6 protein-coding genes are annotated in these 11,053 nt (G+C 48.7%); all 6 read right to left on the reverse strand.

Translation table 11 applies throughout. The annotated features are described in order from the left end of the window. Positions 1-447: 447 nt before the first annotated feature. The 6 genes from B212_RS0118470 to B212_RS0118495 all read right to left on the reverse strand — a co-directional run bounded on the left by B212_RS0118470 (position 448) and on the right by B212_RS0118495 (position 10,954). Positions 448-1,911 carry a glycoside hydrolase family 1 protein gene (locus B212_RS0118470; RefSeq protein WP_019912466.1) on the reverse strand — a complete coding sequence of 488 codons (1,464 nt, stop codon included), beginning with the start codon at positions 1,909-1,911 and terminating at the stop codon, positions 448-450. A 26-nt stretch (positions 1,912-1,937) separates the two neighbouring features. Next, positions 1,938-3,827, reverse strand: coding sequence for a beta-glucoside-specific PTS transporter subunit IIABC (locus B212_RS0118475; protein WP_019912467.1), 1,890 nt, complete (start codon positions 3,825-3,827; stop codon positions 1,938-1,940). Between the two features lie 119 nt (positions 3,828-3,946). Further along, the gene (gene licT, locus B212_RS0118480; protein WP_019912468.1) at positions 3,947-4,780 is read right to left on the reverse strand and encodes a BglG family transcription antiterminator LicT; all 834 of its coding nucleotides are present in this window, start codon (positions 4,778-4,780) and stop codon (positions 3,947-3,949) included. A 263-nt stretch (positions 4,781-5,043) separates the two neighbouring features. Further along, positions 5,044-8,997, reverse strand: coding sequence for an endo-1,4-beta-xylanase (locus B212_RS0118485; protein ID WP_019912469.1), 3,954 nt, complete (start codon positions 8,995-8,997; stop codon positions 5,044-5,046). Between the two features lie 313 nt (positions 8,998-9,310). After that, on the reverse strand, positions 9,311-9,937 hold the full coding sequence (locus tag B212_RS0118490; RefSeq protein ID WP_019912470.1) for a hypothetical protein: 627 nt from the start codon (positions 9,935-9,937) through the stop codon (positions 9,311-9,313). Then, a complete protein-coding gene (locus tag B212_RS0118495) occupies positions 9,938-10,954 on the reverse strand; it encodes an AAA family ATPase (protein ID WP_019912471.1) in 1,017 nt (338 codons plus the stop codon). Positions 10,955-11,053 lie beyond the last annotated feature (99 nt).

Raw genomic sequence — 11,053 nt, forward strand, 5'->3', positions numbered from 1 at the left:
TAGGTTTTCCTTTTTGAGAATCTAGTAGATCGGAAGAGTCTGCCCGTTTGTAACGGACTGAACCGCTCTTATTTCTGCTGGAAGTCATTTTTCCGCAAGTGAACGGACTCCAGCGCCCTTATGGGCAGACATTCACCCCAAATGTACCTGCCGAAGAGGCAATAAGCGCTTCACGGTCCGCTAGCTCGGCTAAATGTACCCCTTCCGGGAAAGTAAAGGCTTTACGGTCCGTTAAGGCACAGAAGGAAGGATAGGATTAATCTGCTCTCCCCCCGAACCACAAAGGCGCCGTTCTACGCCTCAGCTTTAGAACGGATGCTGATCTAGCGAAAGAAATTGCCCGCAAAAAAAACAGTACGCAGCCCTGATACCACTCAGGCCGCATACTGTTTTTTTATTGTGTATCTGCTCTATGTGCTCTACTATCTGGCGACGCTTATCCCTGGATCAGTCCAGATTAGCACCGTTCGAGGCAATCACTTGCTTATACCAGTGGAAGCTCTTTTTCTTCAGCCGATTCAGCGTTCCGCCCCCTTCATCGTCCTGATCGACATAGATCACGCCGTAACGCTTGGACATTTCGGAGGTGGAGGCGCTGATAATATCAATGGCCCCCCAACTGGTGTAGCCCATCACATCGACACCGTCCAGAACGGCTTCCTTCACTTGTGTGATATGCTTGCGCAAATAGTCAATCCGGTAGTCGTCGATGATCGACCCGTCTTCCTCCACCTTGTCCTTCGCTCCCAGGCCGTTCTCCACGACAAACAGCGGAAGCTGGTAGCGGTCGTACAGCTCCTTGAGCACAATGCGCAGACCGATCGGGTCAAGCTGCCAGCCCCATTCGGTAATCTGCAGGTTCGGATTCTTCACCGTGCTGAACAGATTGCCGCCAGTCACTCCGTACTTTTCGGGGTCCACGGTGGAGATCAGCGAGGTATAGTAGCTGAAGGAGATGAAGTCTACCGTATGCTCCCGCAGCAGTTGCTCGTCTCCCGGCTCCACGGCAAGCTGAATGTTATTCTCGGCAAAATACCGTTTCACGAACGGAGGATAGCTTCCTCTCGCCTGAACATCCGTATGCAGCAGATTGAGCTGATTATCCACTTGTGCCTGAAGCACATCCTCCGGGCTGCTGGTTGCCGGATAATGAATCATCCGCGCCAGCATGCAGCCGATTTTGAAGTCGGGATTGATCTCCCGGGCCTTTCTCGTAGCCAGGCTGCTCGCCACAAATTGATGATGCAGCGCCTGATAGGAAGCCTCGCGGATATTCTCTACGGTGTCCTCAACTACACCGCCGCCGGTAAAAGGCTCGATGACGGTGGTGTTAATCTCGTTGAAGGTCAGCCAATATTTAACTTTATCCTTATATCTGTTCATCACAGTCTCTGCGTATTTCTCATAGAAAGCAATAACCTTGCGGTTTCTCCAGCCGCCGTACTTCAGCACAAGCGACAGCGGCATTTCATAGTGGGAGAGCGTAACGAGCGGCTCGATGTTAAACTTGCGCATTTCGTCGAACATGTCGTCATAGAACTGCAGCCCTTTTTCATTCGGCTCGGCATCATCGCCGTTCGGGAAAATGCGCGGCCAGTTGATCGACATGCGGAACACCTTGAAGCCCAGCTCCCCGAACAAAGCGATATCCTCCTTGTACCGGTGGTAGAAATCAATCCCGTAACGCTTCGGATAGCCTTCGGCTGACGTATGCTGCATGGCGCGCTGAATGGATTCACTGGTGACATGCATCAGCTCTTTAAGATTGGTATAATCCTTTTTCTTAAAATACGGTACCATATCGGCGGTGGACAGGCCCTTGCCGTCTTCGGCATAAGCGCCCTCTGCCTGGTTGGCGGCAATGGCGCCGCCCCACAGGAACCCTTCCGGAAATCCTTGTTGATTGCTCAATTTGCCCGTCTCCTTGTCATCTTAGATTATAGTTCCGCCTTCAGTACCGGCTCGCCAAAGCCAACCTCGCCCAGCTTGAGCGGGAGAATCTGCTTATAATCGGCGGTATTGGTAATTACCATCGCGGTAGTGATATCGTAATTCTGCGTGATTTGCTCCAGATCAAAGGTCAGCAGCTTATCGCCTGCCTCCACCTGGTCGCCCGTCTGCACATGGGCTTCGAAATATTGCCCGCGCAGCTTCACTGTATTAATGCCGACATGAATCAGCAGCTCCATGCCCGTGGCACTGCGGATTACCATCGCATGCTTGGTCTTAAAGACATTCATGACGGTACCGCTGATTGGAGATACCAGCTCGCCAACCGAGGGCACAAAGGCAATGCCTTTACCCATTAGCTCGTCGCCAAAGGTAGGATCGTTCACTTCCTTCAGCGGAACCGCTCTGCCCGTCATCGGGGCATACGCCGTGTCGTCTGCAGTCGCAGAGGCTGCTTCCTCAGGAACCGCTGCCGGAGCCGGGGCTGCCGGAGGAGCGATGCTCGCGGAGATTAGTTCCGCATCATCGGCATCCTCCTTGAAGCCGAGCATAACCGTGACCGCAGCGGCGATCACAAAGGCGATCCCCATACCGCCGAGGGCGTACCAGAAGGTCTGTCCAACCAGTCCGGGCAGACCGGGTATCCCGCCGTTGCCGGCCAGCGCATATGCCTTGACTCCGAAGGCCAGGGCAAAGCCGCCGCCCGCAGCACTCCCGATCATCGCGGCGATAAATGGTTTCTTGTATTTCATATTGACACCGTACATCGCCGGTTCAGTTACACCCATCAAGGCGGTGACGCTGGTGGACAAGGCGACGGATTTCAGCTTCTTGTCCTTCGCCCGCAGGAATACGCCCATCGTAGCACCAGCCTGACCCATATTGGAGATGTAAGTCAGCGGCAGGAATTTGTCAAAGCCGAGTGTCGCCAGATTGCTGATAATAACCGGAACCAGCGCATAATGCATCCCGGTCATGATGATCAGGGCCATCGCTCCGCCAAGGATGATCCCGGAGAACAGGCCACCCTCTGTGAGCAGCCAGTTGATGCCGCCGGATAAGCCGTCACCGATCAGTGTGCCCAGCGGTCCGATGGCAATCAGCGTAACCGGAACCATGACCAGCAGCGAAATGAGCGGAACCAGCAGCAGCTTCAGGGAAGGTGTAATGATCCGGTCTACTGCCTTTTCCACATAGGACAGCAGCCAGACCGCCAGCAGAATCGGAATAACGGAGGAGCCGTAGGAGACGGCTGTAACCGGAATGCCGATAAAATGCACCGGGTTCCCGCTCGAGAGCAGTACCCCCATATCCGGGTACATCAGCGCTGCGCCCAGTCCTACGGATATAAACGGATTACTGCCGAATTTCCGCGCTGCGCTGAAAGAGATCAGTATTGGCAGGAAGTAGAACACACCATCGCCGATAGCGGACAGAATCCGGTACGTATCCGTTCCCGCAGACATCCAGCCTAAGGTTACAAATAAGGCGAGCAGCCCCTTGAGGATACCGGCGGCGGTAATGGCCGGCAGCATCGGTGCGAATACGCCTGCAATCGTTTCAAAAATTTTCAGAATGACATTCTGTTTCTTCTCGCCCTCTTGCTTGCCGCCTTCAGCACTTTGCTTCAGAGCCGGGAATTCCTTGACCATTTCATCGAATACCTTGGGCACATCATTGCCGATGATGACCTGGAATTGTTCACCCGAGATGTTGGTGCCCATAACCATATCCAGCTTTTTGAGTGCGGCCTGGTCGGCCTTATTGTTATCCTTAAGATCGAAACGCAGCCGCGTCACACAGTGGTACACTGAATTGACATTGGACACTCCGCCCACAGACTTGACGATTTGCTGCGCTGTTTCTTGATGTTTCATTGTGTTCCCTCCTACTAATTTTGGTAATAAAAAAACCCGAATGAACACGTGACTCCGCGCATATACGCGTGCCGTGCTTCATCCGGGTTTTGCCTGATTGAACAGTAACAAGCCCCTTGTTATTTCGATTTCATCAGCCGCTCCAGATGCAGTGTCAGATACAACTGCTCGGAATGCGTCATCACATACTCGTAATTTTTCAGAATGAACGCTTCAATCTTGCGGATGCACTTGAAGGTATCGGGATAGTTCTTGCGGACCACCTCATACAGATACTCCTCTGTGTCGTCATGACTGGAATGGGTAATTACCCGCTGGCAGAAATATTTGAGATGCGTAATGAATCTGAAATAGTTGACGCTGTCCTCATCCATATCCACGCCGAAATGATATTTGATAATGTTCATAATCTCCTGCAGCAGTTGCATCAGATGAGTCACATCATTCATGGAATCATTGACCTCGGCATTAATGAAATGAAGCGCGATATTGCAAATTTCGTCCTTCGGAAATTCCACCCCGAGCCGTTCCTTCAAAATGGTCAGCGCTTCCTTCGCCACATCATATTCAGCCTTGTAGAAATGCTGCACCTCCCAGGACAACGGGTTGCGGGCAATCTGCCCCCGCTCCAGCCGCTGCACCGCAAAGTGGATATGATCCGAAAGCGATACGTAAATCCCGTCACTGATCTGTTTGTTCAACTGCATCCGTGCCAGAGTAACAATATCATCGGTCACCTGCAGAATCTCAATCGGCATCTCTGTAACTATCGCCTTGAACCGCTCGTATATGGAGGAGTCCTGAAGGCGGAACACTTTCTCAATCCGCTGTTCATCAATCCGGTCGCCTGCACGGAACTGGAACCCGATTCCCCGGCCGAGGATCAGCAGCTCCTGGTTCTTCTCATCGAGTGTGCTGACGATATTATTGTTGAAGATTTGTTTGATTATCACATTAGACCACCTGTTTTTTTGAGGAATAAAAAAGGGCAAAACAACAATGGCAATGAATGTATCATTTCCACTGTGGTTTTGCCCGCATTACCGGTAACAAGCCTCGGAAACAATTTATCACAAGCTGAAAACGGTGTCAACCGTTATTCCGAAAATCATTTTTCCATTATTCTGGGCTCCAGATGAATATTATATTCCAGCAGAAAACCGCCCGCCGCCGGAGAGCATCCGGCAACGGGCGGTTTGTTAGACTTTTATTAGGCTTACAGCTTCCAAATACGATATAGAATAACTGCCGCTTCAGCACGGGTAAGCGTATCGTTCGGGGCCAATTTACCGTTCTTGCCGCTCACAATTCCGTATTTCACCAGAGCTTTCAGGCTGTCTTTGGCATAACCCGAAATGCGGTCCGTATCGGAATAGGCATCCAAGGTTCCGCTGCCGTTTGGCACTGTGCCGGCTGCCGCCAGCGCGCGCGAAGCGATCACCATCATTTCCTGGCGGGTAATTGGACTGTCCGGCTGGAACGTATGGTCGCCATAGCCGGTGACGATGCCTAACTGCTTCGCGATCGCCAGCTCACTGCTGTAATACACATCCTTCGGAACATCGCTGAAGGCTGCTGTGCTCTCCTGGCCTGTGCCTTTCAGCCCAAGGACCCGCACAAGCGGCGCGATGAAGTCCGCTCTCTTCATCTCAGCAGCAGGGGAGAAGCTGTTCATTGTGGTGCCCTGAACGATATCGCGGGCAGCCATAGCCGCAATAGCCTGCTGTGCCCAAGATAGGTTCCCCAGGTCTTCGAAGGTTACGGGCGCATACGCTGCCGCATAGGTGCCGAACTCAGCCGTCTGGAAAACAAGACATCCGCTTGCCGCGTCATATCGGCTGTTCGGGATCGGGACCTGTTTGCCGTTATCGGCAAGCTGCCAAACCACAAGTGAATCCGGGTTGCCAAGCTCATCTGCTGTTGGCGTGTAAGGAATAGCTGCCGTTACAGGCGCATTCGGGTTGTTCCATGCAACCACACGCCCGCCAGCGAGCACTTGCAGAGCTATTACCGGACGCTTGCCAATTTGCCCGCGCAATGCCGCATCCAGGCTATCCGGTGCAACCCGGCTTATGCGGATAGAGGCATATTCCGTATTGTCTGTCATGTTAGACAGCATATTGCTTGGAAGCTGGAGTGTTGCTTGTTCTGTCTTCAGCAATAGCACATAGTTCGCCTGGCCCTTCAAGCTTTGCGCCGGAAGCTGTACTTCATACGATGCTGCATCACCCTGCTTCGGCACTTCGATGATGATCTGTTTCTTGCCGCTGGCCTCCGGAGCGGCTTGCTCCAGCGCTTTTTTCAGCTCATCGCCCGTAACCGTTGCCTTCGCCTGTCCTTTGTCGGTCGTTAATTTCGGTGTGATTGTAACAACGCCATCCTTGCTCTCAACGTTTCCAGCCTGAGGAGCCGAGAGAATACTGCCGCTGTTACTGTTATTGTTATTGTTATTGCCGCCATCATTCGGTTGGGCAGGTTTGCCCGTAAGAGTAAGCACGCCGTAAACGGAAGTGTCCTGATAGCCATTGCCGGTCGTATCATTCCATGCGGCTACACTTTGACGGGCACCGTCCTTGGCATCGTTGATCTGTACGTCAAAACCGATTTTTTTGTCGTTGCCTGCCGTTATTTTTTTGAACGGAATTTTCACTTCCACCGTGTAGTTCGTCCCGGATACCTTGGTTGCCGATTGGAAGCCGTCAGCCATACTGGCCGGATTGAAGGTAGCTTCGTTGTCAAAATTGATTCTGAACTGCCCGTCATCGGCTTGATAGAACGTGGTTTTCCCGTTATTCTCATCCAGGAACATTTCGACGGAATCCTGTTCCCATACGTTTTTGCTGGTTTTGTCGAGCTGTGCGTCGCTAACCTGGATTAGAACATACAGATTTTGATCATCCCAGAGGGTTTTCGCCACACCGCTCGCCCCTTGCCAAGCCATCTGGAACCGGTTCACCGGCAGCTCAGGGGCCTTGCTCCACACCGCATCTACAGTTCCGTCAATTACAGGCGTAGCATAAACCGCAGTAGATTGATTGGCATCCTTTACATCAGGCTGATGCTCTTTCATAAATTTCTCCGGGTCGGTGACAGCATAGTAAGCCGGTTTGGCCTGCAGATTCTTATCGAACAAAAGCGGATTATTGGAGGATCTCCAGCTCGTGCCGTCATCCAATCCCCAGAAGGTGACCCGCCCGATATTTGCAGCGTGAGCTTTATAGAGCTCCATCAATTGCGCGTATAAATAACCTTGGGCATTTGCAAGCTTTTCAGATAATTGGTAGTCGCTTCCAGCCTGAACGTCAAGCTCGGTAATGCTCACTTCTACGCCCAAGGAAATGAACTTCTCCAGCGACAACTTAACGTTCTCAGGGTTGGTGTTGATATTGTAGTGCGCCTGCATGCCTACACCGTCTATGAGTAGTTTGCCGGGATGTGTAAGCGCATACTTATCATTGATGGCTTTGACCATGTTATAGATGGCCTGGGCCTTGTTCTGGTTATCCTCGTTGTAATCGTTATAATACAGCTTGATGTTCCACTCCGGATGTTCATCGAGCACTGCTCTTGCCGCCAAAAAGGCCTGCTCAACGTAATCTGCTCCAATGGCATTATACCAAGGGGACTTCCGCAGCGAATCTTCCCAATTGGACGGATTAGGCGGGTTATCGCCCATCGCTTCGTTAACAACGTCCCAGGAAATCACCTTGCCGCCAAAATGCTCCATGACGGTCTTGATATGGGTCTTCATATTCCCAAGAGCTTCATCCCGTCCCAGAGGAATGTCCTTGCCCTCCGCATTCTTGGCGGTATTCATCCACTCTGGAGACTGCTGATGCCATACCAGGACATGCCCATGCATCTTCATTCCTTCAGCCAGCACCTTATCAACCATTGTATCTGCCGCGCCGAAGGTGAATTTGCCCTTCTCGTTCTGCAGTGCATCCGGCTTCATGGCGTTGCCGGCGGTAACGACATTATGATGCATTTTTAGAAGCTCAAGCCGGACACCCTCCAAATCCTCGGCAGAGATCGCATTGCCGATCAGAAAATCGTTTTGATACGTATTTTTTACAGGTACCAGGTCCTTTTGTATGACGACTGGAACTGAGCTTGTTTTCTCAAAGCTGATATCATCAATATAAAAGGATGCTGTTGCGTTGCTTGAGCTTTCGACATAGATTGTTAAAAATTCACCGCCCACACTGTTATAACGGTAGCTGCCCTCGAACTTGACCCAGCCGTCCCTGGTGCTGATTGTTTTGGGGGACAGAGCCACGTAATTCGCGCTGCCGCCGCTGCCAGTCTGTGTAGAGAGCTGGAGCTGCGTGCTTGCAGGATCAATCAGCTTGACCCAGGCTGAAATGGTATATTCACTGCCCTTGTCCACATACTTCTCCACACGCAATGACGGTCCATGCCAGGTGGCTGATCTGCCCTCCACCTTCAGAGCATAGGAACCGTCCTTGGTATGATTCTGTTCATTGGTAACGGTCAACTTCTCCGTTCCGGCTCTGCCTTCAATGCCGCCTGCAGTCTGATCTTCAAAGGTGATTGTGGTAAAAGGCAAAGCCGGGTTTCTCGGCGTCTCTTCTCCACCGCCCGAAGCGGCCTTCTCAGTGACGAGGAGGTCTCCGATGTAGAAAGGAACAGCGGCTCCATCACCGTTGGAGTTAATGCGCAGAGCCGTATCTTTACTCGAATCCACAGTAAATTCCTTAGTCAAGGTGACGGCTTTGCCAGCCTCATAAGGGATTTCCGCATAGTTTCCATAGCTGCTTACGGTTTGAAGTGCCGCATTTGCGCCGCTTGGCAGATTCACCTCTGCGTCAACATACACGGTTGCTGTCACTGTGTAGGTCTTCCCGTTAGCGAGACCAAGGTCGCTGAAGCTGAAATCAGCCGCGTCCCAGTTGTTCGTTCTGTTGCTTACGTACAGCGCCGCCCCATCTGTGTTTCCGTCAAAAGCTTTGCCGGTAACAGCCGTCAGGCTGGCTCCTCCTGATTGAACGGCCTTGCCTGCACCATTCGCAAAGGTTTCGTGATAAACCGTTTTTGTATTCTCCAGCTTCTGTGCCGCAGCTTTCGCAACGGGAGCATGCCAGCCTGCCGGAATAAGCAGGATTGCTGCGAGTAAGACCGAAAAGACCTGTTTGATCATTTTACTCATTTACTGCACTCCTCTGTATGATTTTGGTTTAGTTGAGTTAAGCGCTTACATATGTGGAAGAAGCCTCCCCCTTTCTCACCCAAAATCGTAGCATACTGACAAAAGCACGTCTTACTCAAAACTAAAGATTGTTCCGTGGTTTTTTTAGATGATTCCGAAGAGGCACTCAAAACTAAGTCAGCGTTAGAAAGTAATACGGCTCTCGCTTGCTACTAACAATTCTGAATCAAACCACAATAGATCATATAAAGAAAGCAGCGAGTCTCAAATAACCAAAGACGCACTGCTTTCAATTATTTATAATTAATTTCATTTATTTAAACATACCAGGTAGTTCATTACATGTTTTTAACAATGGTTTTTCTTTAAGATCAATAAGGTTTTCTAAAGCTTGAAGTATCTTCGCCTGTATTAGCAAGTCTTCGGAAATTGCGCCATCAGCCAAATAGAGGAGTGTAAAATCAATTAGTGCTTCTGAATTTCTCTCTTCCAGCAAAGGAATATCTGTAAGAATAATAGTTTGGATTTCAAGTTTCTCCCCTCTGCTTACTCCACTCCATTTCCATATTTGATCCAAAATCATTATGCTGTCATGTATTTTTTGAGCAATGTTATATTTTTTGATTTGTTTGACTATTATACTTTCGTGTTCATCTCGTGATTTCGGCAGTAACATCCATCGCTTGAATTTCTTGAAACTCTTCATTTCAATGAATAAGATAGATTTGTTTTGGGGTATTATCTTTAAGGCGTCACAGGATTTTGGTTGCTGCGCCAATCGTAACTTCTCTGATACTCTCTCCTTTGTCTTATCAAAATCTATAACCTCCAGTTCCAGTGATGTGCAGGCTGTTGCAGCTAAATCCTTAATTGGTTGTAATTCAAACAAGCCTTCATTTAGCCCATATTCATAAAATGCCGTAAGGACAGATTCACTCATTTATGACTTCCCCCACACAATATCCTGCAAAGGATCAGCAAACTTTTTAAATATTTTATGCGTTTCTTTCGAAACATCTTCAATAACGGACATTTGATTTTCGCTCTTACTTGTCAAATAAAACTTCACGTTATCTGGAATATCTTTAGTGAATTCCCTTAAAGCTTTTACCATGTACAAACTATGGGTAGTAACAATTACTTTTACACCTAGTCTAACGAATTGGGAAACAAGTTTTGCATACTCTACCTCCCAAGACGGATGAAGATGGACTTCTGGTTCATCTATTATGATGATACTTTTAGGATTAATGTACTTATTAATGGTCAATATTTCCAACAATCCAAAGCTTTTAATGCCTGTAGCTACAGTAGTTACCGGAAACTGCTTGTTGTCCTGCAGCCTGTTGAAATAAAATTTTTCAAAACTTGAGGTAATGTTTCCTCCAACAATTTTACGAATAGCTTCAAGAATTTGATCATACGTCTCATTTTCTTCAACTCGATATGACCTTTTCAGCACTAACTTCCTGTATAAATCCCATAGCAGATAAGGATACTTAATCTCATCAGCAATATTAAACATTTGATCCTGTTCTCTTATTTTCCCAACAGTTGTAAAAAAGTCTACAAGACTCCATACGATAGGACTTTCAATATATGTTGCATCAAGTAACTGTAGTGAATCTATATTACCTTTATGAGTAAACCACCCCTTATGATCACTTTCAATTCGGTATACCTCACTACTTTCACTTGATATTATTATTTTTGAATTTGATGCTTCATAGTCATCAAATACAAGCGAAAGCACTTGTTTAAAAGTCCCTTCATATGCAGGAGTCTTATTTTTTTTAGTCTGCTTTACGCGAGACATATTAGAAGCTTTTATGGCTGAAAATAGCAACTTCCCAATTGTACTCTTACCCGTATCGTTTTCTCCAGCTATTACTGTCAACCCAGATAATTCAATCTCTGCGCTTGAGATCATATTAAAATTGTTAATTTTCAATTTCATGGCATTCTTACCTTTCAAAAAGTCATTTTGTAATCACAGATATACATTAATATGGAATATCCTCTTTGTTAAGTATAGTATATCCTACCAATAACCGCA

This window comes from Paenibacillus sp. HW567, assembly GCF_000374185.1.
GTDB lineage: Bacteria > Bacillota > Bacilli > Paenibacillales > Paenibacillaceae > Paenibacillus_AQ.

Bases quoted from the DNA above. Each gene is read 5' to 3' on its own strand.
- B212_RS0118475 (WP_019912467.1), bottom strand. From the start codon at position 3,827: ATGAAACATCAAGAAACAGCGCAGCAAATCGTCAAGTCTGTGGGCGGA.
- B212_RS0118485 (WP_019912469.1), bottom strand. From the start codon at position 8,997: ATGAGTAAAATGATCAAACAGGTCTTTTCGGTCTTACTCGCAGCAATC.
- B212_RS0118490 (WP_019912470.1), bottom strand. From the start codon at position 9,937: ATGAGTGAATCTGTCCTTACGGCATTTTATGAATATGGGCTAAATGAA.
- B212_RS0118495 (WP_019912471.1), bottom strand. From the start codon at position 10,954: ATGAAATTGAAAATTAACAATTTTAATATGATCTCAAGCGCAGAGATT.